Here is a 26,223-nt window from a genome sequence, read left to right as displayed (position 1 = left end):
GGATATTTGCAAACTAATTTTTAATAAAAATTATGGATAATATTTATTTATTTATGTTAATCGCCATTACTGTTCTAGCTGTTGCTGATATAATAGTTGGTGTAAGTAATGACGCTATTAACTTTTTAAATTCTGCTATTGGTTCTAAAGCAATTTCTTTAAGAACTATAATGATAGTCGCCAGTTTAGGTATATTTATTGGTGCTGTATTTTCTAGCGGAATGATGGAAGTAGCAAGAAAAGGAATTTTTGTTCCTGCAATGTTTAACTTTGAAGATATCATGTACATTTTTATGGCAGTAATGATTACTGATATATTATTACTTGATTTCTTTAACACATTAGGCTTACCTACTTCAACAACAGTATCTATTGTATTTAACTTATTAGGTGCTGCTGTAGTTATGTCGCTAATTAAAATTGGTGCTTCAGACTCACAAACAATTGCAGATTTAGGTAGTTATATTAACACCGAAAAAGCTATTACAATTATTAGCGGTATTGTAATGTCTGTATTTATTGCTTTTACAATTGGTGCTATAGTGCAATGGTTTTCACGTTTAGTTTTTACATTTCAATATGAAAACAAGATTAAAAACTTTGGCGCTGTATTTGGTGCTGTTTGTTTAACAGCTATTACATACTTTATTTTCTTAAAAGGATTAAAAGGAACTCCTTATTATAAAGATTTAAAAGGTTTAGTTGAAGGTAACGAAATCTATATCATACTATGTAGTTTTGCTTTATGGTTAACAGTATCATATGCATACCAAGCAATCACTAAAAAAACAATCTTACTTGTTGTTATTGCTGTAGGTACTTTTGGATTAGCTTTAGCATTCTCAGGAAATGACTTAGTGAACTTTATTGGTGTACCAATGGCAGCATATCACTCTTATGATGCTTGGGTAGCTTCTGGTATTGATCCAGCTATGTTCTCAATGGAAGTTTTAGACAAAAAAGTACCAGCTGAACCAGTATTATTATTTGTTGCTGGTGGTATTATGGTATTAACATTATGGTTCTCTAAAAAAGCTAAAACAGTTGCCGAAACAGAATTAAGTTTATCTCGCCAAGGTGATACACACGAAAAATTTGAGCCAAATGCATTATCAAGAGGTGTTGTAAAAGGTGTTTCTTGGTTATCTGAAGCTGTTAGTTTTATTATACCAAAACCAACGCAAGAAAGAATTGGTAGAAGTTTTATTAAACCTGAAACAGTTGCAATGACTACAAAAGATCAAAGTATTGATGCGCCTGCTTTTGATATGATTAGAGCTTCTGTAAACTTAATGGTTGCTGGTGTATTAATTGCTATTGCAACATCAATGAAATTACCGCTTTCTACTACTTATGTAACATTTATGGTAGCAATGGGTACATCTTTTGCCGATAGAGCTTGGGGAAGAGAAAGTGCTGTTTATAGAGTTGCTGGTGTATTAAATGTAATTGGTGGATGGTTTGGTACTGCACTTGGTGCGTTTATTGCATCTGGAGTTGTAGTATTCCTTATTAAGTGGAATCCAAGTGTAATGACACCTATCTTATTATTAGTTACAGTATTCTTATTATACAGAAACTATACGGCTCACAAAAACAAAGCTAAAAATGCTGCAGATGAGGATAGCTTAAAAGAAACTGGAAGTAGATCTGTACAAGGTGTAATTCAAGAAAGTGCTGATAACATTGCTAATGTTATTAAGCGTGGAAATAGAATTTACACAAATGCTGTAAAAGGTTTAGGTAAGCAAGATTTAACGCTACTTAAAAAGAATAGCAAACAAATTGATAAATTATCGACTGAAGTTGATAGTTTAAGAGATAATATTTTCTATTTCATTAAAAACTTAGATGAAACTAGTGTTAGAGCAAGTACTTTCTACATTAATATTTTAGGGTACTTACAAGACATGACACAATCTTTAGAGTACATTTCTAAAGCAAGTCATAAGCACATTAACAATAATCACCAAAAACTTAAGTTTAGCCAAATAAAAGAGCTAAAAGAAGTTGACGATAAGATTGAATCTTTATTTGAAGAAACTAAAGGAGCTTTTGAAGCACGTTCTTTTGAGCAAATAGGTTCTATCTTAAATCGCAAAAAAGAAGTATACGATTTAGTTAAAGAAAAAATTGAAAAACAAGTGAAGCGTACTAGAACAGAAGAATCTAGTCCAAAGAACACAACATTATATTTTAGTTTACTTTTAGAAACTAAAGATTTATTAAATGCTACAATGAATTTATTAGAAGAGTATCATACCTCTCATGATAGTTCTATTGAACCAGCTACTATTGAAAAAGAAGAATCGACTGAGTAAGTTTAATTTACTCTTAATAAAAAAGCACTTCTAACGAAGTGCTTTTTTATTTTTAATTATCCTCCTCTAGTAAAGGATCGGTCTTACCATATAATAATTCGGCTACCTCAATAAGTTTTTTAATCATATCATTAACGTTGGTATAATCGTTAAATAATGACGATGCCATTTCTACCGTAATTAAGTCTTTACGTATCAACTTATCTATAGATTTATTACTTGAGCGAATACTCGCTTTTGCTTCTTGTTTTAACACTTTAAGCTTCTCTTCATATTTTTTACTTTCCCCATTTGTGTCTTTTCTAAATAGGTAAATAACCCTTAACACCTTAGCTACTTTTTTTCTAAAGCCATCATATTCTCTTTTTATATGTTCATTATCACTATTTAAAGCAAAAATTACATTTTTATTAAGCTCTTTTACATCTTTAATAATTTCGACCATTTTTCGGTTTGCAATTTTTATTTCACCTAACATTTCGGTTTGCTCTTTGCTTAACTCAAATTTATTTTGAGCTGTTGTAGCATATCTAATTATATGGCCATAAATAACCTTAACCTTAGTGTAGTAAAGTTCATCAACATCTGTTTTTAAATCTTCTTGAGAGTTCCTAATAACTTGCTTTAATTTCATGTCAGACTTTATGTCTTCTCTATGAATATTTAGTGCATGTGCTACTATCTCAAAGATTGTATTTTTATACAAATACTTAGACTCTTTAATAACAGAAATAATAGCTGTTTCTGGATATTTTAAAGTTTCTGTGGTTAAGAATTTTGGTTCTTCTACTGCTTTAGATGGCAATAGTTTTTCTGGAATAAGGCGTTCTACTACTCTAGCAATTGGATTTACAAACCAAATTAATAAAAAGGTATTGCAAATATTAAAAACTGTATGAAATAACGATATCGCTACAGGAATAGCAGCTGCAGTAATATAAGGAGATTCTGACCCAAACCTTACAGACAACCAACTAATAAAATTTAAAAAAGGATAAAACAGAATTAACATCCAAAGCACTCCAATTAAATTAAATATTAAATGAGCTCTGGCTGTTTGTTTCGCTTTATAATTAGCTACTAAAGCTGCTAAATTTGCTGTAATTGTGGTTCCTACATTTTCCCCTAATACCATAGCTGCAGCCATTTCAAAAGGAATCCATCCTTGAGCACACATTATTAATGTTAATGCCATGGTGGCGCTAGAAGATTGAATAACTACTGTTAAAACAGTACCAATAAGCAAGAACAATAAAATAGATAAGTAACCTAAGTCTGTATATTTAGCTAAGAATGATAATATCTCAGGGTTGTTTTTAATATCTGGCATTGCCTCTTTTAAAAACTGTAAGCCTATAAATATTAAAGCAAATCCAATAATAAACGTACCAATCTCTTTGGTTTTGTCTTTTTTAGCAAAGGTGAGTCCAAAACCTAAACCTACTAATGGCAATGCTATCGCACTCATACTTACTTTAAAACCTAATATGGTTATTAACCAAGCAGTAATTGTAGTTCCAATATTAGCTCCCATTATCACGCTTATAGATTCTGTAAGCGTTAGTAATCCTGCATTAGAGAAACTTACCACCATTAATGTAGTTGCAGAGGACGATTGAATAACAGATGTAATTAAAAACCCTGTAATGACTCCTAAAAATCTATTTGAAGTCATGGAAGCCAAAATCGACCTCATTTTATTTCCTGCAAGCTTTAAAAGTGCATCACTCATCACTTTCATACCAAACAGAAAAACACCAAGTGCTCCAAGTAATTGGAGCACATCTGTAAATCCATACTGCATACTTAAATTGCTAAAGTTTTTGTCGTCTATAAATATAAGTGATTATAAATTTAGATTAAATTGCATAGATTAGTAATGACATTTGTCATAATAACCAATTAACTAAAACACTATGAAACCTTTTAGCTTACTTTTAATCTTAACCTTTCTTGTTTCTTGCAATAAACCTTTAAAAGGAAATGAACTTTTAGACAAAGCTATAAGCTATCATGACCCAAATAACAATTGGAGTGCGTTTAATGGTGCGTTTAATGTTACTATGGAAACACCAAACCAGTCCAATCGTATCACTAATATTAAAATAAATTTACCACAATCTTACTTTTTTGCTAAAGCTACTAGAGACACAATAACAACTGTGTTTGAAGTCAATAATAATGATTGCAAGGTTTCATTAAATGGCAAAACAGAATTAACTGAAGAAGAAATTAAAACGCATAGATTAGATTGCGAACGTGCCAATATGTATAAAAACTACTATACCTATTTGTTTGGCTTACCAATGAAACTAAAAGACCCTGGAACCAATATTCATGAAACAGTAGAAACAAAAACATTCAAAGGGAAAGAATATTTAGTGATAAAAGCTACTTACGATGCTAATGTAGGAAGCGACATTTGGTATTTTTATTTTGACCCTGAAACTTATGCTATGGAAATTTATCAGTTTTTTAAAACAGATGATTCTGGGAAACAAAAAGACGATTCGGGTGAATACATATTACTTACTGAAGAAACTATTGTAAACGACATTAAAATGCCTAAAAATAGAGCTTGGTATTATAATAAAGATGACAAATATTTAGGTACAGATATTTTAAACTAGAAAATCACTTTATGAATATATTAAAATATCTGTTTCTGTTTTTACTTATTGCTTCTTGTAATTCGGAACTAAGAAGTACAGATTTCACAAAAGAAAACACCTTTACTGATGGTATTGAAGGTCCTGCAACAGATAAAGATGGAAATATTTACGCTGTTAATTTTAATAAACAAGGCACTATTGGAAAAGTAACTCCTAATGGAACTGCTGAAATTTTTGTTGAGTTACCAAATGGTAGTATTGGTAACGGAATTAGGTTTGGAAACCACAACCAAATGTTTGTAGCAGATTATACCAACCATAACATTCTTGAAATAAATTTAAATACCAAACATATTTCTGTATTTGCTACAGACAGTACAGCTAATCAACCAAACGATCTAGCCATTGCACCTAACAAAACATTATATGCTAGCGACCCAAACTGGAAAGATAGTACAGGGAATTTATGGAAAATAACCAAAGAAAAGGGATTTGAATTATTAGAAAGTAATATGGGAACTACCAATGGTATTGAAGTAAGTAAAGATGGCCAAAAGCTATATGTAAACGAATCTATACAAAGGAAAATTTGGGTATATGATATCATGGAAAATGGCTCCATAACCAACAAACAACTGTTTTATACTTTTGATGATTTTGGGTTAGATGGCATGCGTTTTTCTAACAATGGTAATCTTTATATATGTCGTTATGGAAAAGGTACTGTTGCTGTTTTATCTTCAAAAGGAAAACTAGTTAAAGAAATTAAACTTAAAGGTAAAAACCCAACCAATATTACGTTTAGCAATGATTATAAAACTTGCTATATAACTGTTGCTGATAGAGGTTGTATTGAGCAAGTGATTTTAAAATAGTTACTATTCAAGTCCTATTTGTTCTATCTCCGAAAAAGACTGCTTCTTTTCTTCAAACTTTTCAATATCTACAACATATGTTTTAGAAATAGAATCGTGCCATCCTTTTCCTTCTTGACCTAAAAAAGAAAAAGCTTCAAAAGGAATAATTCTACATAAAGTCCTAACAAAAACATCAGAAAATGTAAGCTCTGAACCATCAATTAATACAACTTTTGTTTTAGTTAAATACTTTCCAACAGACCTCCCTTTTGTGAAAAACTCAATAGTTGTATAATAAATTAAAAGCAATACAATACCAAAAATGTAATCAGATAGTCTGCTTTCATCTTCAATAACCATGTCATATAAATAATAGCTTTCTGACCATTCTGCATGAAATGCTATTAAAATCCCTAATACCATTCCTAATACCATTTGTATAACATAATCTACAATGTAATTGGCGAAACGTTTTCCTTTGCTTGAGTATAAATCTGGAGTTACAGTAAATGTAGTTTGTTGCATGTAAGATTTTTTTTATAAATATACTTTTTCTTCTTAAATAAAAAAACCATCTCGAAAGAGATGGTTTATAACTAAGCAACACTCCACAGTGTCTTTATTTCATCACAATATCTATTAATATCATGTAAGGATTTCTGAATATTATTTGGTGCAGAAATAACTCTTTGTCCAAAAACATCTAAAGATAAACAAAGATCTTTTAACACTTCTTCATCTTTCTGTGCAATAACTTCATTTAAATACTTATAAATTAAAGTTGATATATACCTTAATTGTTTATTGTCAAAGATATTACCCTTTGCAACATGAAGTTTAACTCCTCCCAAAAATTTTCTCCCATTAATTTCGACTCTATAAATAACATCTGGAGAAATAATAACTTCTACTCCATTCATATATATAGATTTAATTTTCCCTTTCTTAACTATTTCGTAAGAGAAATCCTTTAACATTTGAGGCAATCTAACCTCTTTAAATAACCTTAAAGCCTCAATTGAAACTTGTTTATCTATAGATTGTCTTTGATTTTTAGGAATTCTTGATTTTAATTCTTCAATTCCTAACTCTATAGGTTTTAAATCACCATTTGTAACTATTACTTTTTTGATTCTAGATTTGGCTAACTGGTACCAAGGTATTAAAAAAGGGTTAGGCTTTTTTTGTTGCTTTAAAATTCTCTTTTTTTTTGACTCAGTTGCATTTGAAAAATCCGCTAACTGATTAATAGAAATTTTATATTCCATCTTTTTATTTGTATTTAGGTGTTACTAACACCTGTTAATAAATAAACCTTATTCACCAACACCAATCATACTGTGCTGTTTGGTGCCCAAGGCTCTCAAATGGAAATATTTTACTTGGCAGAAAGACTCTAATTTCGTTTATTTGAAAAATGAAACAGGAGATGAGAAGTCTCAGTTTCTGCTATTATTCCTTTCAAAAAAATTGGCGGTCAGAAAGCAAATTTTAAAGGCGAAAAGAATTATCAAGAGGCATATTTCCACAAATGTGCCTTTTTTTTATGTTTTTATTTATCTCTAATTACATTTTAATTATTCAACTATACTCATAAAAACCATCTCTTTCGAGATGGTTTTTTATAACACTTAATTTAAAATTAGGATACTTTTTACCTAATGTTTGGTTTATCCTTCACAGCTAGTACACTCTTTTTTCTGTTTGAATTTTTGAGCAGCATTCATACTGTGTTGGTAATACATAGACTTTACGCCCATTTTCCAAGCAGTCATGTATATGTTATTTAAATCTTTTGTTGGCATATCTGGATGCACCATCACATTAATAGATTGTCCTTGATCTATATGTGCTTGTCTGCTTGCCGCTTGATATACAACATCTAATTGGTCAATTTCTGGATAGGTTTTAAATACATTCTTTTCGTGCTCTGTTAAGAACTCTAAATGTTGTACAGATCCATCCATATCTCTAATACTACGCCATACTTCAGTAGTATTTTCCCCTTTTTCTTCTAGTAATTGCTCTAAGAAAGAGTTTTTAATTGTTGTTTTAATCTTAGCAATATCTTTTACATAAATGTTAGACCAAATTGGCTCAATACCTTGGGATACTTGTCCTAAAATAAATGCTGAAGATGTTGTTGGTGCAATAGCATTTAAGGTAGTGTTTCTACGTCCATAACCTTCTAATACTTTTGGCTCTCCATATAATTTTGCTAACTCTTCTGATGCTTTATAAGACTTGTCTTTAATTGTCTTAAAGATTTCATAGTTTAAGTTAAATGCTTCTTGACTATCAAACGATAACATTTTTGATTGTAATAACGAGTGCCATCCTAAAGCTCCTAAACCTAATGCTCTGTTTTCTTTAGCAAAGTTATAAGCCTTTTCCATGAACTTAAACGTTAGCATATCGTCACGATCTGTAGAGTCTCTATATACTTCTAACTTTGTAATAAACTCTTCCATTACAGCATCTAAGAAGTATGTTAGCGTTTCTACTGCATCTGTATCTTTCCACTTATCGTAGTGTAATAAGTTAATAGATGATAAACAACAAACAAAAGACCAATCGTCGTTAGATGGTAACATGATTTCTGTACACAAGTTACTTGCATAAATCTCCATCTTTTTGTCTTGGTAAACATCTGCTGCATTATTATTAGCATTGTCTCTGAATAAGATATATGGATATCCAATTTCAGAACGAGACTGTAATACTTTTGCCCAAATACTACGCTTTTCTACATCACCATCACGCATTTCTTCCATCCACTTGTTACTCACTGTTACACCATGTGTTAACTCTTGAATTGGGTTTCCTTCAGTTCCTATTTCTAAAAACTCTTTTACATCTGGATGATCAATTGGTAAGTATGGTGAAAAACGTCCTCTACGTACAGATCCTTGACTTACAACATCTACCATTTTTTCAAATAATTGCATGATGTGTACAGAACCAGAAGACTTTCCGTTATTTTTTACAGGAGCACCTCTATGACGTAGTTTTCCGAAATATCCAGAAGTTCCACCACCAAGTTTTGACATCATTCCTACTTCTGATTGTGAGAATAAAATATCTCCCATGTCATCAGCAATATGTGATCCAAAACAACTAATAGGTAATCCTCTTTGCTTACCAAAGTTTGACCATACTGGAGAAGCTAATGAAAAATATCCTTCTGCCATATAGTTGTAAAACTTATCTGCATATCCATCAATCTTCAAGATTTTTTCAGCGTTTTCTGCAATCTCTCTAATACGTCCTTCTGGTGTTACACCTTCTGTTAAATAACCAGACTCTAAAAACTTACGACTATTTTCTGTTAACCATTTAATTTCTGGTTGCTCAGAAGTTTCAGTTTGTAAAGCTGCTTTTCTTGCTTGAACTAGTAGGTCTTTTTCCGATGTCTTTGGGGCTTGGTTAGTTGCTATTTTGTTCTCCATAATTAAAATAGGTCTTCGTGAGTTATACTTTTACTTCTTTTGGTGTATGCTATAGATCTTTTTACAAAGAAATCTCCGTGTTTTGTTCCAATAATCTCGTCGTCAAACCATTCGGTTTCAGCAACAAGTTTTTCATCGATATCGAATACTTTTTCAATACCAATACTTTCTAATGATTGGTTAAATCTGTTTTTGATAAATTCATTAACAACTGCTTTTGGTAAGAAATCTAATTCTCCATCTTCAAAAATCCAGTCTACAATTTTACTTTCAGCTTCATAAGCGCTCTTACATAAATCGCGTGTTAATTGAATATGTGCATCGTCAAACCACTCTGGGTTTTCGTCTTTTATAATTTTTATTACATCAATTCCAAAATCTCCATGTATTTGTTCTTCTTTAGAAGTAGCCTCAACCACATTAGAGATTCCTTTTAATACATTTTTATGCTTATTAAACGCCATAATAATCAAGAACTGTGAGAATAAAGACACGTGTTCAATAAATAGTGAGAATAATAAGATAGACTCTGCAAACTCTTTATTGTCTTCACTCTTAACGTTTTTTACTGCTGTTTCCAGATAGTTTACACGTCTCATAATTACTGGTTTTTTCTTCAAGCTTTTAAACTCGTTATTTAAACCTAGTATTTCTAATAAGTGTGAATAAGCATCATGATGACGAACTTCACTTTCTGCAAATGTTGCTCCAACTGATCCTATTTCAGGTTTTGGCATCTTATGATATACATCTCCCCAAAATGTTTTTACAGCAACTTCAATTTGAGAAATTGCCAACATGGTATTTTTAATGGCGTTTCTTTCTACATCATTTAAGCTTGTTTTAAAATCTTGGATATCACTTGTAAAGTTAAACTCTGTATGAATCCAATACGAGTGTCTAATAGCATTTACATATTCATATAAATTTGGATACTCATATGGTTTTAAATTTAAACGCTTTTCAAAAATATTTGTTTTACGTTTTCTGGATTGTTCATCTCTATATAAAATATATGCTTTAGCAACATTATGAAACTTGCTGTCCATTAATTTATCCTCAACAAGATCTTGCACCTGCTCAACCGTTGGAATATAAAGTGGTTCTTTCTTTTTAGTTTCTAAAAGTGTATTGTACACATTTAAAGAAATTCTTTCGGCATCTTGTCTTGTACCAGAGTTTACAGATATCATTGCTCTTTCAATAGCATTGGTGATTTTATTTAAAATAAATTCACTTTTTCCGTAATCGCGTTTAATAATTTGTGTTATCCCCATTTTATCACAATAAAGTCTTATTAAATATGAAATAGATTTTTTGAACTATTTCTTTATATATCTATTCAAGTTTTGCATTTTGTTTAACAAAGTTTAACAGTTTATTTTTATAAAAAGTTATCCTAGAGCCTCAACACATTCAATAGCTTAAAAATGCTATCAAATAGGCTTGTTTTTAATATATATGTAACTTGATTTAAATCTTAATCTTTGTATTTCGATTGATTAAATCGAAACTTTCCAAGAACATCTAATTGTTCTATTTTGACTTTAACAAAGATTTAAAAAAGAGGACTAAAATGAAAGTGTTGTTTAATTAAAACTCAACAAAGTTTTTAACATGGATTGTTGAAATGTAATCTCACTACTGAATTTTATTGGCCTCAAGGGATTTTGTTTTTGTACAGATTTATCTAATAAAAAAAACGAATGTATTTTATTGGTTAATGCTCACGTTTTTTCTTGTGTTTTTTCTTACAAATTTCAAGCAATAAAGTATCATAAATAAAAAAGCGAGAGCTTAACTCTCGCTTTTTCAATAATTAACTAAACTAACTAAAACTATTTTTTAATAAAAACAATAATAGTTTTATTCTTTGTGTTTTTAATGATAAAATTAAGACTCCTCCTAATTCTATTCTAACAAAAAACACGCATAACAAAGTCGATACACTTTATTATTGTAACCCTTTTAGAATAATAGAGTAAATATCTAATAAATAATAATTAAAGATTTAATAGAATGTATAGTTGGTTGTGATTTATGTATAAATGGCAATACGAGTAATACACAATTATTATGTAGATTTACATAATATACAGACTATACATAAATAGTAACCAACCATACAAACAAATAAGGTATAAAAAAACACTCTGCTTAAATTTAAAATATGATAAACGCAGTTATAGTTGATGATGAGCCAAAAGCTATTCAAGGGTTATCTTGGGAACTCACTAACTTTAGTAAGGATATTAAAATAGTAAAAACCTTTACTGATCCTGAAACAGCACTTGAGTTTTTAAAAACCAATACTCCTGATTGTTTGTTTTTGGATATACAAATGCCAACTATGGATGGGTTTCAATTTTTAGAGAAACTAACCAATAAAAATTTTGCTGTAATTATCACCACTGCTTATGACGAATATGCTATAAAAGCACTAAAACATGAAGCTATTGACTACCTATTGAAGCCTGTAGATTCAGACGATTTAAGTAGCACAATTAAAAAGGTCAAAAAGTTTAATTCGCGATTAGCTAATGCCAATACTATTGAAAACCTTTTAGCTAAATTCAATGCTAATCCTGCAAGCAAAAAAGTAACACTTAATGCGGATGGGAAAATTATTTTCTTAAACACTGAGGAAATACTTTTTGTTGAATCTGACGGAAACTACAGCACTATTTTTTTAGACAATAATCAAAAACTAGTTGTTACAAAAAAACTAAAAGACATTAATACCATACTTCCTGAGGTAAGCTTTTTTAGAATTCATAATTCCTTTATAGTTAACCTTAATCGTATTAAAGAATATTTAAAATCTGAAGGATATGTTGTGATGGATTCTCAACATAAAATCCCAGTTGCAAGACAACGTAAATCTAGCTTTTTAGAAAAACTATAATGGCAAGTCAAACTTTAATACAGTTTTGTAAACATTGCATTTTACTATGCTTACTGTTCTTTGCAAATACTAATACAAGTTATGCCCAAGACACTAATCATGATTTTAAAAACTCATTAGATATAGCAATTTCTAATGAGTATAAAAACTATGGTGACATAGATTCTATCTTCAAACATTTTAAAAGAGATTCTTTAAAAATGCAACGTTTAATAAAAGAATCTAAAACTAACAACTACTTAGAAGGTGAAAGTTATGCTTACAATGCTCTTGGTGCTATTTACAGAAATAAATCATTTTACGATAAAGCTATTGAGCATCACAAAAAAGCCGATTCTTTAGCTATATTATCAAATAATGTTAATCTTAAAGTTTCAAGCTTAAACATGCTTGGTGTAGTGTATCGTAGAATGGATTTAGTAAGTTCTGCGTTAGATTACCACTCACAAGCTCTTACTTTAGCAAATTCTGTTGAAAATAAAGATGCTGCCTTAAAATATAGCATTGCCGTTTCTCAAAATAGTATGGGAAACATCTACCTAGTTTTAAAGCAATATGATTTAGCATTAAAGCAGTTTAATGAATCTATAAAAATTGAAAAAGAAGCGAATAATAAGTTAGGTTTAGCAATAAATCATCAAAATATTGGGTTTGCAAAAGAAGCAAAAGGACTCCTAGAAGAAGCTTTAGTTGATTATCAAAAATCTTTAACTTACAACAATGCCATAAACTCTGAAGTTGGCAAAGTAATTTGTTTTAACAGCATAGGTAAGGTATTTATTAAACAAAAAAAATACGAGGAAGCTAAAAATATTATTGAAAAGGCTTTAGAAAAAGCGCTAATAATAAAAGATCAAATTTATATCACCTCATCTTACCTTAATTTAGGTTGGTTAAATTTGGAAATAAATAATTTACAGCAAGCCAAACTCAACCTTACAAAAGCATTAGAAGTTGCCCAAGAATACAAGTTTAAGTCTTCTCAAATTGAAGCTTACAGACATCTTTCCAATCTTAGTATTAAAAATAATAATTATAAAGACGCCTTAAACAATACAAAAATTGCTGACTCTATTGAAAACACCATCAATAATCAACGTAACCTAAATTATATAAATGACCTACTTATAAAATATGAAAGTGATGCAAAAAACAACACTATTGAGGCGCTTGCATCTGAAAATGAAGAAGTGAAATCACAACTACAACGAAACCAACTTGCTTTATTGTTTGGGTTATTAGTACTTATTTTATTCTTCATTATTTTAATTGTATTTAACCGACATAATCAAGTAAAACAAGACAAAAAAATCTTAACACTTGAGCAAGATATGTTGCGTATACAAATGAACCCTCATTTTATATTCAACTCCTTGAATTCCATTAAATTATATATTATAAACAACGAGAAAGAAAATGCTGTTTATTACCTAAATAAGTTCGCTAAACTTATAAGAAAAATATTGGTTGCCTCTAATGAGAAAAACATTAGCTTATCAGATGAGTTAGACACTATGGAACTCTATATGAACATAGAGAATATTCGATTTTCTAACGAAATAGATTTTAGTATTAATATTGATGAGAACGTAAATGTAGACAACATAAAAGTCCCTTCGCTAGTACTTCAGCCTTTTCTTGAAAATGCACTTTGGCATGGGCTTTCTACCAAAAAAAATGATAAAAAAATCACTCTAGATATAGAAAAAATGGACAACAGATTTGTTTCTATATCCATAACAGATAATGGTGTTGGTCGTGAAACTTCCGAAAAAATTAAACAACAAAAAACACTAAAACGTAAATCTATTGGTATTGCAATAACTAGAGAGCGTTTATTTAATTTCTCTAGGCAATATAAAGACATGTATAATATGCATATCGAGGATTTAAAAGATGAAAATGGTAGCGCTCTAGGAACTAAAGTTGTAGTAAATATTCCTATTCAGTTTGTTTAATGCTTACTACTTATAAGTTTCAGCTACTTTTTCAAGTTCAGCATACCAATCTTCTCCAAATTTTCTAATCAATGCTTCTTTTACAAACTTGTAAACTGGTACTTGTAACTCCTTACCTAACTCACAAGCATCATCGCAAATATGCCAATGATGATAATTTACTGCCGAAAACTCTGAATAATCTTTAACTCTTACAGGATACAAATGGCAAGACACTGGCTTTTTCCATTTTACTTCTCCTTGATTATAAGCTTCTTCTATAGCACAAAGCGCTGTATTATGCTCATCAAAAATTACATATGCACAATCTGCACCATCAATTAAAGGTGTTTCCAATTCGCCTTCTTCGGTTGTTATAAAAGTTCCTTGTTCTTCAATAGCTTTAATACCTTCTGGTCGCAAATAAGACTTCACGATAGGATAAATCTCTTCTAGAATTTCGGTTTCTTCTTTAACTAGTGGAGCTCCGGCATCTCCATCAATACAACACGCACCTTTACATGCATTTAAATTACAGACAAAGTCCTTTTCTATAATATCTTCTGAAACGATGGTTTTACCTAATTGAAACATGCTGCAAATATAATGCTTAATAGAAATAATTAATCATTAAACTTTACTATAAATTAATGTTGTACATATAGTTTAAAAACCGAACTTTGCAGAAAATTTAAAACACTAATAAATCAGGTATGGAGTTTAATTTTAAAGAAATCTTTACAGCTTTTATGGTATTGTTTGCTGTAATTGATATTGTTGGTAATATTCCCATAATTATAGATTTAAGAAAAAAGGTTGGGCATATCCAAAGTGAAAAGGCATCTATCATTGCTGGAGTTATTATGATTATCTTTTTATTTTTAGGTGATCGTATTTTAGGTCTTATTGGTATTGACGTAAACTCATTTGCTGTAGCTGGTGCGTTTATATTGTTTTTCATTGCTTTAGAAATGATTCTAGGCATCACACTATATAAAGAAGATGAAAATACTGCTTTAACAGCTTCTGTATTCCCATTAGCCTTTCCATTAATTGCTGGACCTGGAAGTTTAACTACGCTTTTATCACTTAAAGCTGAATTTAGAACAGAAAACATTATTGTTGCAGTAATTATTAATGTTCTAGTTATTTATTTAGTTTTAAAAACCTCAGCTAGAATTGAGCGTTTAATTGGTAAAAACGGAATTAGTATTATTAGAAAAGTATTTGGTGTAGTACTATTAGCCATCGCTGTTAAATTATTTACTAGTAACATAAAAGTATTATTATAATATGAAAGCCATTACGTATATATTAAGCATTATTGCCCTTGGATTTGTAATATTTAACCTAACAAAAGTTGATTATCAAAACCCTTTAGAAGGCGATAGTATGGTTGCTGTTATTACCATTTTAGCAGGTCTTTGCGCCATATTAATGTTAACCATTTTAAGGGTTTCAAAAAAAATTGAACACACAGTAAAAAGAAGACGTTAATGTTTGATGCACTTATTATTGGTGGTGGAGCAGCTGGTATGTCTTGCGCTTTAATTTTAGGATCTGCGCATAAAAAAGAATATGCTTTAGATAAAAATATTGCAATAATTACGCATCAAAAAACATCACATTTACAAAACGCGTTATTTAATAATGTACTTGGTTTATCTCCTGGCACAACTGGCGCTTCTATATTAGAAAGTGGTAAAAAACAGCTAGCTGATTTATACCCTCATGTATCACAAATTGACAAGGAAAAAGTTTGTGAAATCGAGAAAAAAGAAACGCATTACATTATTACAACTAACAAAGCTTCGTACTCATCTAAAATAGTTGTAATAGCTGTAGGCTACACTAACTTATTCAATATTAAAGGGCTTGAACAATATGTAGAACCTCATCCTAGAGCTGCTTTAGAAAAAAATAGAATTTGGTTAAAAAATGACAACCATCTAATTGAAAAAAATCTTTATGTAGCTGGCTCTTTAGCTGGTTGGAGAAGTCAATTTGCAATTGCCTGTGGTAGTGGTTCGCAAGTTGCAACAGATATATTAACACTTTGGAACGACGGTAAACACTCCAAAGTACACGATAAAGTTTAATTTAATGATGCTGCAGTTAATGTAGCATTATTTTTTTCTACTATATCTAAAACTTTCTCTATCATTATATCATTACTATTAATTATTTGAGTCGAAGCTTCGTTTCCAAAAAGTTGCTCAGCTAATGTTGCTTTAAGAAATAATTTCATTTCCTCTTTATAGCTAGAAAAGGAAAACTCATATCCTGTTCTAAGCTCTAAATAGGCTTCAAATTCGGTTACTTCGTCATCAGTAACGCTATAGGTGTTAATAAAGTTAGACTTTGACATATCTTTAAACGCACTTCGGTCTTTATCTAAACTTTCAAAAACAAAATAATCCATAATTCCGCTTTCTACAATGCGCTCTAGTCTATCATTTTCCATTTTTTTGTCAATAGGCACAAATACATCTGGAATAATACCTCCTCCTCCATAAACCACTTTTCCTTTAGGTGTAGTAAACTTTAAGGAATCTGCTACTTCTATTTTTGTCTCATTAGATAATTCTCCGTTATCTACCCTTTTATAGTAATCATGATAGTATGCCTTGTTTCCATTTCCGTATGAACGTTGAATTGAACGTCCTGTTGGTGTATAATATCTAGAAATTGTTAACCTTACTGCACTACCATCACCTAAGTCCATTTCTCGTTGTACTAAGCCTTTACCAAACGAACGTCGTCCAACAATGGTTCCTTTATCGTTATCTTGTAAAGCACCTGCAATAATCTCGCTTGCTGAAGCTGAGTTTTCATTAATTAAAACAAATACATGTCCATCTTCAAAACTCCCCTTACCTGAAGCAAATGTTTTTTCGATGTTTCCACTTTTATTCTTTGTAAATAGAATAAGCTTATCTTTTTCTAAAAATTCATCAGCAATTAACTTTGTTACACTTAAAATGCCTCCAGGGTTATCTCTTAAATCTAGCACCAAGCTATTAGCACCATTGTCTTTCAAATCATCTAAACCTTCTTTAAACTCATCATAAGTAGATTCTGCAAAACGGTTAATTTTTATATAACCAATGTCATTGGTTAACATATAAGAAGCATCAACACTTTTTATAGGAACATCAGCTCGTTTAACTTTAAAGTCTAATAGTTCTGACTCTCCCCTTCTAAAAATTTTTAGTTTCACTTTTGAGCCTTTTTCCCCTTTAAGCTTTTTGATAATTCTTTCATTTGTCCATTGCTTTCCATAAATAGAATCGCCATCTGCCATTACAATTCTATCACCTCCTTTAATTCCTGCTTTTAAGCTTGGACCTCCTTCTAATGGTCTAATAACAGTAACTGTATCTTTATAAGTATAAAAACTAACACCAATACCAACAAAATTCCCTTCTAAAGAGCGAGTAGCATCTTCCATTTCTTGTTTAGGAATGTATGTTGAATGAGGATCTAAATTATCTAATATCTTATTTACAGTAACGTCAACAATACTATCTGTATTAACATCATCTACATATTCTAAATCTATGTAGTCTATTAACTTATTAAGTTTGTCTTTTTTTGAATTTGTAGTAAAAAGTCTGTCGCTACTGTCGGAGAAATTTAACTTACCTCCAATAAATATTCCTGCAGCTATTGCTACTCCAATAATAAGTGGTAAATATTTTTTCTCTATGTTCATTTAGTCTAAATCTGGAATATGTGCTACATCAATACCTGCTTTTTCCAAAAATTTAATTCCAGAGTCGTCACGATATGATTTCTTAAATACGACTCTTACAATACCTGCTTGATGAATAAGCTTACTACAATCTTTACAAGGCGACAATGTTATATATAACGTCGCTCCTTTACTTGATTGTGTAGATGCAGCTACTTTTAATATGGCATTAGCTTCGGCATGTAATACGTACCATTTAGTGTAACCCTCTTCATCTTCGCAAAAATTTTCAAAGCCAGTTGGAGTGCCATTATAACCATCGGAAATTATCATTCTATCTTTAACAATAATTGCACCAACTTGTTTACGCTTACAATATGATAATTTACCCCATTCTTCAGCAATTCTTAAATATGCTTTATCGTATTTTAGTTGTTTTTGTTCTGGCATTGAATCTATATTAAAGATTACAGTATTATTTCTCTAATAACGAATATAGGTGCTTCGTATTTTAATTACAACTGATGATAGGTAGATTTATGATAACTTTCACTATTTACCAAAGTTTTTCGAAAGATTCCTTCTCAAACACCTTATTAACACTTGTAAAATTAGAGCTTTTAGGTTTCTTTAGTTTTAATGGATCCTTACCACCTAAAACTTTAGAAAAGAAAGCTAATGGACACAAAAACAAATAATATAAACTTGTTAAAAGTATTGTTGAAATAAATTTGCCTAAAAAACTTAATACATTACTCATAAAACGGTTTATTAAGACCGTTAACTTTGGGATTGCTAAAGATAAAAACCCTAGACTTAACACAACATAAGGGAGTATTTTATAGCCTTTAAAAACATAAAGCATCGTTAAGCCTAGTAGCAGACCGATAATAGTTTTATATGGCGAATCTATTTGCTTCATAAAACTAAAATAAGCTATAGATAAATGGTGCTAAAGCACTTGAACTACCAATAATGAATAATACAGAAAGACAGACTAGAAATATAATAACTGGTGCTAGCCAATACTTTTTTCTTTCTTTTAAAAATTGTGTTATGTCTTTTAAAAATTCCATTTTTAATACTTCTATAAATTTACACTAATCTAATTGAAATTCATTAGGTATATTCATACTTTCTTTCCAATGTATTTGTGCCTCTTTTTTATAAATATAATCTTGTATTACCAAATAGTCCATATCTGTATTCATAAAACATAAATACGCATCTTCTGGAGAACATACAATAGGTTCTCCTCTCACATTAAAGCTAGTATTTGCTAAAACTCCGTAACTAGTTATAGCTTTAAACTTAGTAAGTAACTTCCAAAATTTCTTATTGTCATTTTTGGAAACGGTTTGTACGCGTGCAGAAAAATCTACATGTGTTATAGCTTGAAATTTACTTCTATTAACATATAAGCGATCTAGAAGATGTTGTTCAAAATAATTAGATGGTAAATTCTTCTGTAAAGACTTATTTAATGTCGTTACCTTTAACATATAAGGCGAGCTTGAACTGCTAGCAAAATACGTTGAAACATCTTCTAACAAAACCGCAGGAGCAAATGGCCTAAATGCTTCACGCTTTTTTATTTTTAGATTAAGATTTTTTTGAGTTTCTGGAAATGTTGGGTCTGCTAAAATACTTCTATTCCCTAAAGCTCTTGGACCAAATTCCATGCTATCTTGAAACCAACCAATTACTTTTCCTTTTGATAGTTCACCTGCTATAAGCTCAATCAATTCATCTTGAGATAAATGCTTGTAAACTGCTTTGTACTTTTTATTTACTTGTTGAACTTCGAAGTTAGAAAAACGAGGTCCTAAATAAGGATTAAATGGTTTAGCATCAGCAAGCCTTTTGTTTTTAAAATACATATGGTTAATTACTTGAGCAGCACCTAACGCACCTCCAGCATCTCCAGAAGCTGGTTGAATCCATATGTTTTTAAAAATATTAGCCGCTTCTAATTTTCCGTTTGCAACACAGTTTAATACAACACCTCCAGCCATACACAAGTTATCACTTTTTGTAATTCGTTTGGCTTCCACAGCTAATTTTAATACAATCTCTTCTGTAATTTTTTGAATGGCGTAAGCTAAATTACAATGCTCTTGAAGTATTTGCTCACCTTCAGTCCTTTTAGCAAATCCAAAAAGGATTTCCCATTTTTTATCAGGCACCATTCTTAAGGTATTGGCATAACTAAAATAATCTTGATTCAACCAAATAGAACCATCATCGTAAATCTTTACTAAATGTTCTAAAATTAAGTTTTCAAAAGCTAGCGTTTGCGAATCGTTTGGGTTTCCATAAGGTGCTAATCCCATTAACTTATATTCACCAGAATTAACCTTAAAGCCTAAAAAGTAAGTAAACGCACTATATAAAAGCCCTACCGAATGTGGGAACTGTAATTCCTTTAATACTTTAACAGACTCATTTTCCCCTATACCAATAGTAGCTGTTGCCCACTCTCCTACACCATCAATAGTTAGTATTGCGGCATGGTTATAAGGAGACGAATAAAATGCACTTGCCGCATGAGATAAATGATGCTCTGAAAATAATAGCTTTATGTTTTTTGTGTCTTTGAAACCTAAAGCTTTTAATTCTTGTCGGATTGTTTTTTTTAAGAACAATTTTTTATGCAACCATAATGGCATTGCTTTTAAAAAAGACCGCAACCCTTTTGGAGCAAAGGCGTAATAGGTATCTAGTAAACGTTCAAACTTTAAAAAAGGCTTATCGTAAAAAACGATTGCATCTAAATCTGTCAGGTCTAGATTACCTTCTTTTAAACAATATTTAATCGCTTTAGAAGGAAACTCTGAGTAGTGCTTAACTCTATTAAAACGTTCTTCTTGAGCAGCAGCAATAACCTTATTATCGATTATTAACGCAGCAGCAGAATCATGATAGAATGCTGAAATTCCAAGAATTTTACTCATAAAATTGATTGTGACTTAATAGAGTAGTAAATATATATTTTTTAACAATAGATAAAGTAACCGAGAATATGTATATTAACATTTCTATCAAAAAAGTACAACTAGTTATTAATGAAACAGTCTTCTAAAAGATCATTTTTTAGAATAAAACGCAAAACAGTATTATGGTATATTTACTTAATAGCCTTAACACCTATTTGCTTAGAATTAGCATTAAGAGTTATAGGAGCTAAACCATATATTCAAGACGATTATCATATTAAAATTTCTCCAGAAAATGCTTTTATTGGTAATGACTCGTTGGCAATTACACTTAACCCAGGAACCTATAATATTACACTAAATAAAAAGCTACATTTTACAACTACACACAAAACTAATAAACAACGTAAAGTTGCTTATCAAGATAAATTAGATTCAATTAAAAATAATGTATCTGTTTTAGGATGTTCTTTTACTTATGGTTATGGTGTAAATGACAATGAACATTTTGTGTCGTTATTGCAAAAACAATATCCTAACGCTAAGTTTTCAAACCATGCTGTAATTGGCTATGGTACTACACAATCGTATTTTCAATTAAGAGAAATTTTAAAAGACACTATTAAACCTAACATTGTTGTTTTAAATTTTTCGGTAGATCATTTTAACAGAAATGCACTTACAAACTCCTATAAGAGAGCTTTAAAAATAGGATTTAATCGTTCGCTTGAAACTGCAAAAACAATGATGCTAAAAGCTAATTATCCTTATGTGTTAAATACCAATATGGACATAGCCTTTCAAGGTTGGGAGCATATGTATAATGATTGGAAGGGTAGAGAAACATTTGCATTAATTAATTGGCTTCAGACCAAGCAAGATGAAATTATAGATAGTCAAAAAGACATTGTTGGTATTAGTCACAAAATTATGAGTGAAATGAACCTCCTTTGTAAAAATGCTAATGTAAATTTTATAGTAGCTTTACTAGACACTAACGAAAATAGTCTAGCATTAAAGAAATTATTAATGGAAAGTGATATTGAATTTGCTGAAGTAGGTTTTAAATTTTCAAACAAAAATCACATAAATTACCCTAACGATAATCATCCTAACACTAAAGGTCATGAATATATAGCTTCAAAAATTAGCTTAGCTCTTAAACCATATTTAACAAGTGATTAAAAAATTAGTATTCATAGTTATTGTATTGTGTATTGGACTCGGGATTTGGAGTTCAAACAACTTAACATATAACTTTAATACAGATCCATTAACCTTTAGTACAAACGCTGAAAAACAACAATATTTAGAATATACTAACGCTTTTAGTGTCGATAAAGATGGCATTACTATAGGCTTAGAAAAAAAAGACACTTTTGCTACCTATCAAGATTTTTTAGAAGTTCAAAAGTTAACCAAACGTATCGATTCTATTAAAGGTGTTGAAAAAGTTGTAAGTATTGAAAACATTAAAATTCCAAGACAAGAAGGCTTATTTGTAGTGGAGTCGCACTTTCTTCCTTTAAGTAGTGAATCAAAATTTCAAAAAAAATTCAATAAACTTAATGCTTATCGTGATATTGGTATTAAGTTTTTATCAGAAGACAATACTGCACTAAGTTTTTATGTGTTTTTAGATGAGGATAATTTGAATACTTCACAAACTATTAATGATATAAAAGCAACATTACGAAAAGCGCCTTTTGACAACTTTCATATTTTAGGCGCACCAGTTTTTGAAGCTGAAGGCAATGAAATCTTGGAAAAAGAAACGTTATGGATGACTTTGCTTGGTTGCATATTAATGCTAGTTAGTATTACCATATTGCTCCCTAGTTTTAAACGTATTGCGCTTACAATTCTATTCTCAGGTTTTAATGTATGCGTTACTTTACTGTGTATGTATTTGTTACACATAGAAATTACCACATTTACTTCTGCAATTCCAAGTATTATTACCATCCTATCATTTACAGATATTACTCATATTATTTATCATTACGATCAATTAAACACTAAAAATCTTTCATTAAAGGACATTAATAAAAAACTATTTAAGGTTATTGGGATGCCATTAATACTCACTTCGGCATCCAACTTAATTGGGTTTATTATCTTCTATTTTAATGGTGGTATTTCACAAATAACAGACCTTGCTGTTATTGCAACAATTGGAATTATTTTCGCCTATTTTTCATCAAGATTTATACTGCCTATTTTTTTAAATAATACTACTAGTAAAAAACTAAATAACAGATATCAAAAGGTTGAAATTATAATATCTAAATGTGTTGACATTGTAAGTTTAAACTATAAAAAAGTAATCTTTATTTTTAGTGCTTTCTCTATTTTATTAATAGTATTTATAGCCTATACTTCAAAAATAAACATGCATTATTACGAAAAAGATAACACAGCTTTAGCCATAAATAGAGCTTGTACTTTTTACGATACGCACTTTCAAGGTATACGTGATATTGAAGTCGTACTTAACTCTAATAATGACATATTAAATGAAGCTAATATTAAAGTTATTGACTCCATAGAAAATTACTTAATAAATAAGTATGGATGCAAATCTACTTTTAGCATAAACACCATTACTAAACGTTACCAACGCTTTAAAAAAAGAGGCAATCCTAATGGGTTTGTTATCCCTAAAAAGCTAACCAAAAGCTTTATTAATAACCTAAAACAAAAAGAAGAAACTTTAGGTGTTATGAGTGTCATTTCTAAAGACAGTAAAACAACCAGAGTTGTTGGCAGCTTACCAGATATTGGAACTCATGAAGCCTTAGCTTTAAACAAGGATTTAGAACAATTTTTAGCAAAACACAAAAGCGATTCGCTAGAAATATATGTTAACGGAAAAGCATATTTGTTTGATCAAAACGTATTCAATCTTACAAAATTTGTACTCATTGCTTTAGTAATAGGCATTATTTTAATTGGAATATTTTCTGGACTTCTATTCAAATCTATTTGGATAGGATTTACCACATTAATCGCTAACCTATTACCTCTTTTATTTGGTGTGTTAATGATGTCTCTTTTAAATATAGACTTAAATCCAGGCTCGGTTTTTATATTGACCATATTACTAGGTGTTGCACTAGACGACTCTATTTACATATTGGGTCATTATTACAAATCAACGAAAATAAAAGGTCAAAACACTACTACTTTAATTAACAGTTTAAAAAGTAATAGCTTGCCATTATTTGTTACATCAATAGTATTAAGTGTTTCTTTTTTAGCACTTAGCGTTTCTAGTTATCATTTCTTATTTTCTTTTGGTATTATTGTAAGTGCAAGTTTAATATTTGCATTTATTTCTGATATGTTTTTTATGCCTGCATTATTAATTTGGGGAATTAATAAATCTAATAAATGATAGGACAACTTATTTTTTACTTCTGGATGCTTTTAAACATTTTACTATTTCTATATGTTTTAGTAGAAACTGTACTATTAATATTTGCTCTAAAAGCTAAAAAGAAAAATAAACATCTTGCTTTAACCGAGTTTCCTAAGGTAACTGTGCAACTACCTGTTTATAATGAAAAATATGTAATAGAACGCTTAATTGATGCTGTAAGCAAATTAAATTATCCAAAAGATAAGTTAGAAATACAAGTTTTAGACGATTCGAATGATGAAACCTCAACGTTAATAAAAAACAAAGTTGATTTTTACACGAAAGAAGGTATTGATATTATACATGTTCAACGAAAAAACAGAACAGGTTACAAAGCAGGTGCTTTAGATTATGGTATGCAATTTTGTAAAGGTGAATTTATAGCCATTTTTGATGCAGATTTTATTCCAGATTCCGAATTTTTAATGCGTGCTATTCCTTACTTCAATACCGATAAAATTGGTGTTGTTCAAACACGTTGGGCACATATTAACGAGAAGTTTTCATTCATTACTAGAGCTCAAGCAATAATGCTTAACACACATTTTTCGGTGGAACATCTAGGTAGAATATCTAGTGGTGCTTTTATTAATTTTAATGGTACTGCAGGCATATGGCGAAAATCTTGTATAGAAGATGCTGGCGGTTGGCATGCAGATACATTAACTGAAGATTTAGATTTAAGCTTTAGAGCCCAAACAAAAGGTTGGAAATTTAATTACCTTTTTGATGTAGAGTCCCCAGCCGAATTACCAGTAACTATAGATGCGTATAAAACGCAACAGTTTAGATGGTCAAAAGGTGCCGCTGAATGTGTAAAAAAGAACACTAAAATGTTATGGAAATCAAACGCTAATTTTTGGGCTAAATTAGCTGGAACCATACACTTATTAAACTCATCCATTTTTATAATTGTGTTTTTTCTAGTACTTACAAGTCCCATTGTATTTTGGCTAGCAAAACAAGGTTATATTATGTTTAGTAACATAAACGTGATTCCATTTATTAGCTTGTTTGTAACTATATGTATTACACTTTTATTCTTATTTGGACACCTTATGGTTGCCAAGTCTAAATGGAAAGAAGCACTGCTATTTATTCCAAACTTTTATGTGTTTTTAGCACTTAGTGTAAGTATATCTTTATATATGGTTATTGGTGTAATAGAAGGTTATTTAGGAAAAGTATCGGAGTTTGTACGTACTCCAAAATTTAATTTAGTTACCACTACAAAAACCAAACCTAAAGATTATGCCTTTAAAAAAGAACATAACATTACTGTTTTAGAGCTCATGGTATTAAGTTTTGGAGTTGGAGCATTTGCTCTTGGTTGTTACTACCAAGATTTTTTCATGGCTAATTACGGATTTATAATTAGCCTTGGCTATTCTTTAAAAGTGTTTATGCCTAAATATGTATTTAGGTTTTAAGACCAGAGTTTACTATGTATTATTAATGGTAACATTACTCCTATAACAATAGCTGAAGTTACCATAACCCAATCACGTCTTGAAAATCTAAAAATAGTTTGCCCTAAAAAGCCAAAAAACAGAATAACAAATACAACTATTAGTTGTCCTACTTCTATACCTAAAGCAAATTCTAACAACGGAACAATTTTACTTTCGGTTCTACCTATAACAGCTAAGAAATCATTAGCAAAACCTAATCCATGTATCAATCCAAAAAATAACGTTCCTATAAATAAAATAGTAGCATTATGTTGTTTAGCAGTTTTTCCGGCAGTAAACACATTATAAATTGCCATAACCAAAATTGTAAATGGTATTAGTAACTCAACTAAATTACTATTAATAGAAATTATATTATAGACACCTAAAATTAAAGTTATAGTATGTCCAATTGTAAAGGTTGTTACAAGTAATAATAATCTTTTCCAGTCTTTAAAAAGATAAGGAACAGCAATAATGATTAAAAATAAAAGATGGTCATAGCTATTAAGACTAATAATATGATTAACACCTAATTCTAGGTATTTTAGAAAGTTATCTAACATAGTTCTTAAGATTTGAGGTTATCCAAAACTACTAAATTTTTGTGATAAAAAAAGGAGTAACTTTCGCTACTCCT

23 protein-coding genes are annotated in these 26,223 nt (G+C 30.2%); 11 read left to right on the top strand and 12 right to left on the bottom strand.

Annotated elements, in window-relative coordinates:
- Nucleotides 1-32 precede the first annotated feature (32 nt).
- A complete protein-coding gene (locus ACLII3_RS07585) occupies nt 33-2,321 on the top strand; it encodes an inorganic phosphate transporter (RefSeq protein WP_412987764.1) in 2,289 nt (762 codons plus the stop codon).
- A gap of 52 nt (nt 2,322-2,373) precedes the next feature.
- On the opposite strand, the gene ACLII3_RS07580 is transcribed toward ACLII3_RS07585, so the two are convergent.
- A complete protein-coding gene (locus tag ACLII3_RS07580) occupies nt 2,374-4,125 on the bottom strand; it encodes a Na/Pi cotransporter family protein (RefSeq protein WP_412987762.1) in 1,752 nt (583 codons plus the stop codon).
- A gap of 112 nt (nt 4,126-4,237) precedes the next feature.
- Between ACLII3_RS07580 and ACLII3_RS07575 the strand changes: the two genes are divergently transcribed.
- The gene (locus ACLII3_RS07575) at nt 4,238-4,951 is read left to right on the top strand and encodes a DUF6503 family protein (protein WP_412987761.1); all 714 of its coding nucleotides are present in this window, start codon (nt 4,238-4,240) and stop codon (nt 4,949-4,951) included.
- A gap of 11 nt (nt 4,952-4,962) precedes the next feature.
- A complete protein-coding gene (locus ACLII3_RS07570) occupies nt 4,963-5,808 on the top strand; it encodes an SMP-30/gluconolactonase/LRE family protein (RefSeq protein WP_412987760.1) in 846 nt (281 codons plus the stop codon).
- A gap of 3 nt (nt 5,809-5,811) precedes the next feature.
- Here the strand turns inward: ACLII3_RS07570 and ACLII3_RS07565 are convergent, their stop codons facing one another.
- From ACLII3_RS07565 to ACLII3_RS07550, 4 genes are all read right to left on the bottom strand, one after another.
- On the bottom strand, nt 5,812-6,315 hold the full coding sequence (locus ACLII3_RS07565) for an RDD family protein (protein ID WP_412987758.1): 504 nt from the start codon (nt 6,313-6,315) through the stop codon (nt 5,812-5,814).
- A gap of 71 nt (nt 6,316-6,386) precedes the next feature.
- The gene (locus tag ACLII3_RS07560; RefSeq protein WP_412987757.1) at nt 6,387-7,058 is read right to left on the bottom strand and encodes a hypothetical protein; all 672 of its coding nucleotides are present in this window, start codon (nt 7,056-7,058) and stop codon (nt 6,387-6,389) included.
- A 402-nt stretch (nt 7,059-7,460) separates the two neighbouring features.
- Complete coding sequence (locus tag ACLII3_RS07555; RefSeq protein WP_412987755.1) at nt 7,461-9,239, bottom strand: ribonucleoside-diphosphate reductase subunit alpha; 1,779 nt, start codon at nt 9,237-9,239, stop codon at nt 7,461-7,463.
- A gap of 2 nt (nt 9,240-9,241) precedes the next feature.
- Complete coding sequence (locus tag ACLII3_RS07550) at nt 9,242-10,516, bottom strand: ribonucleotide-diphosphate reductase subunit beta (protein ID WP_412987753.1); 1,275 nt, start codon at nt 10,514-10,516, stop codon at nt 9,242-9,244.
- An 893-nt stretch (nt 10,517-11,409) separates the two neighbouring features.
- Here ACLII3_RS07550 and ACLII3_RS07545 point away from each other — a divergent pair.
- Nucleotides 11,410-12,144 (top strand): LytR/AlgR family response regulator transcription factor, encoded by a 735-nt coding sequence (locus ACLII3_RS07545; RefSeq protein WP_412987752.1) that lies wholly within the window; start codon nt 11,410-11,412, stop codon nt 12,142-12,144.
- Nucleotides 12,144-14,102, top strand: a complete 1,959-nt coding sequence (locus tag ACLII3_RS07540; RefSeq protein ID WP_412987750.1) for a tetratricopeptide repeat protein — start codon at nt 12,144-12,146, stop codon at nt 14,100-14,102. The genes ACLII3_RS07545 and ACLII3_RS07540 overlap by 1 nt, the downstream gene beginning before the upstream one ends.
- A 6-nt stretch (nt 14,103-14,108) precedes the next feature.
- On the opposite strand, the gene ACLII3_RS07535 is transcribed toward ACLII3_RS07540, so the two are convergent.
- Entirely contained in the window at nt 14,109-14,675 is a 567-nt protein-coding gene (locus ACLII3_RS07535; protein ID WP_412987748.1) for a DUF3109 family protein, read from the bottom strand.
- Between the two features lie 119 nt (nt 14,676-14,794).
- Between ACLII3_RS07535 and ACLII3_RS07530 the strand changes: the two genes are divergently transcribed.
- Genes ACLII3_RS07530 through ACLII3_RS07520 form a run of 3 tightly spaced genes read left to right on the top strand, consistent with a single transcriptional unit; the run spans nt 14,795 to nt 16,180 of the window.
- Nucleotides 14,795-15,373: a MarC family protein gene (locus ACLII3_RS07530; RefSeq protein WP_412987746.1), complete on the top strand. Its 579-nt coding sequence runs from the start codon at nt 14,795-14,797 to the stop codon at nt 15,371-15,373.
- A 1-nt stretch (nt 15,374) separates the two neighbouring features.
- On the top strand, nt 15,375-15,578 hold the full coding sequence (locus ACLII3_RS07525; RefSeq protein ID WP_412987745.1) for a hypothetical protein: 204 nt from the start codon (nt 15,375-15,377) through the stop codon (nt 15,576-15,578).
- Nucleotides 15,578-16,180, top strand: a complete 603-nt coding sequence (locus ACLII3_RS07520) for an FAD-dependent oxidoreductase (protein ID WP_412987743.1) — start codon at nt 15,578-15,580, stop codon at nt 16,178-16,180. The genes ACLII3_RS07525 and ACLII3_RS07520 overlap by 1 nt, the downstream gene beginning before the upstream one ends.
- Here the strand turns inward: ACLII3_RS07520 and ACLII3_RS07515 are convergent.
- The 5 genes from ACLII3_RS07515 to ACLII3_RS07495 all read right to left on the bottom strand — a co-directional run bounded on the left by ACLII3_RS07515 (nt 16,177) and on the right by ACLII3_RS07495 (nt 20,729).
- Entirely contained in the window at nt 16,177-17,796 is a 1,620-nt protein-coding gene (locus ACLII3_RS07515; RefSeq protein WP_412987741.1) for a S41 family peptidase, read from the bottom strand. The two genes, ACLII3_RS07520 and ACLII3_RS07515, sit on opposite strands and share 4 nt — an antisense overlap.
- Nucleotides 17,797-18,225, bottom strand: a complete 429-nt coding sequence (locus ACLII3_RS07510) for a deoxycytidylate deaminase (protein ID WP_412987740.1) — start codon at nt 18,223-18,225, stop codon at nt 17,797-17,799.
- A 106-nt stretch (nt 18,226-18,331) separates the two neighbouring features.
- Nucleotides 18,332-18,697, bottom strand: a complete 366-nt coding sequence (locus ACLII3_RS07505; RefSeq protein ID WP_412987739.1) for a hypothetical protein — start codon at nt 18,695-18,697, stop codon at nt 18,332-18,334.
- Between the two features lie 4 nt (nt 18,698-18,701).
- Nucleotides 18,702-18,851, bottom strand: coding sequence for a DUF5989 family protein (locus tag ACLII3_RS07500; RefSeq protein ID WP_412987737.1), 150 nt, complete (start codon nt 18,849-18,851; stop codon nt 18,702-18,704).
- Between the two features lie 24 nt (nt 18,852-18,875).
- A complete protein-coding gene (locus ACLII3_RS07495; RefSeq protein WP_412987736.1) occupies nt 18,876-20,729 on the bottom strand; it encodes a carbamoyltransferase in 1,854 nt (617 codons plus the stop codon).
- 111 nt (nt 20,730-20,840) lie between these two features.
- On the opposite strand from ACLII3_RS07495, the gene ACLII3_RS07490 reads away from it, so the two are divergent.
- From ACLII3_RS07490 to ACLII3_RS07480, 3 genes are read left to right on the top strand one after another with little or no spacing between them, the layout of a single operon-like run.
- Nucleotides 20,841-21,896 carry a hypothetical protein gene (locus ACLII3_RS07490; RefSeq protein ID WP_412987735.1) on the top strand — a complete coding sequence of 352 codons (1,056 nt, stop codon included), beginning with the start codon at nt 20,841-20,843 and terminating at the stop codon, nt 21,894-21,896.
- Nucleotides 21,889-24,108, top strand: coding sequence for an efflux RND transporter permease subunit (locus ACLII3_RS07485; protein ID WP_412987733.1), 2,220 nt, complete (start codon nt 21,889-21,891; stop codon nt 24,106-24,108). The genes ACLII3_RS07490 and ACLII3_RS07485 overlap by 8 nt, the downstream gene beginning before the upstream one ends.
- Nucleotides 24,105-25,562, top strand: a complete 1,458-nt coding sequence (locus ACLII3_RS07480; protein ID WP_412987732.1) for a glycosyltransferase — start codon at nt 24,105-24,107, stop codon at nt 25,560-25,562. The genes ACLII3_RS07485 and ACLII3_RS07480 overlap by 4 nt, the downstream gene beginning before the upstream one ends.
- Here ACLII3_RS07480 and ACLII3_RS07475 read toward each other — a convergent pair.
- Entirely contained in the window at nt 25,559-26,149 is a 591-nt protein-coding gene (locus tag ACLII3_RS07475; RefSeq protein ID WP_412987730.1) for a HupE/UreJ family protein, read from the bottom strand. The genes ACLII3_RS07480 and ACLII3_RS07475 overlap by 4 nt on opposite strands.
- Between the last annotated feature and the right edge of the window lie 74 nt (nt 26,150-26,223).

The organism is Pontimicrobium sp. IMCC45349 (assembly GCF_047219225.1).
Taxonomy (GTDB): Bacteria; Bacteroidota; Bacteroidia; order Flavobacteriales; family Flavobacteriaceae; genus IMCC45349.
This window is presented reverse-complemented; position numbering and strand designations above follow the sequence as displayed.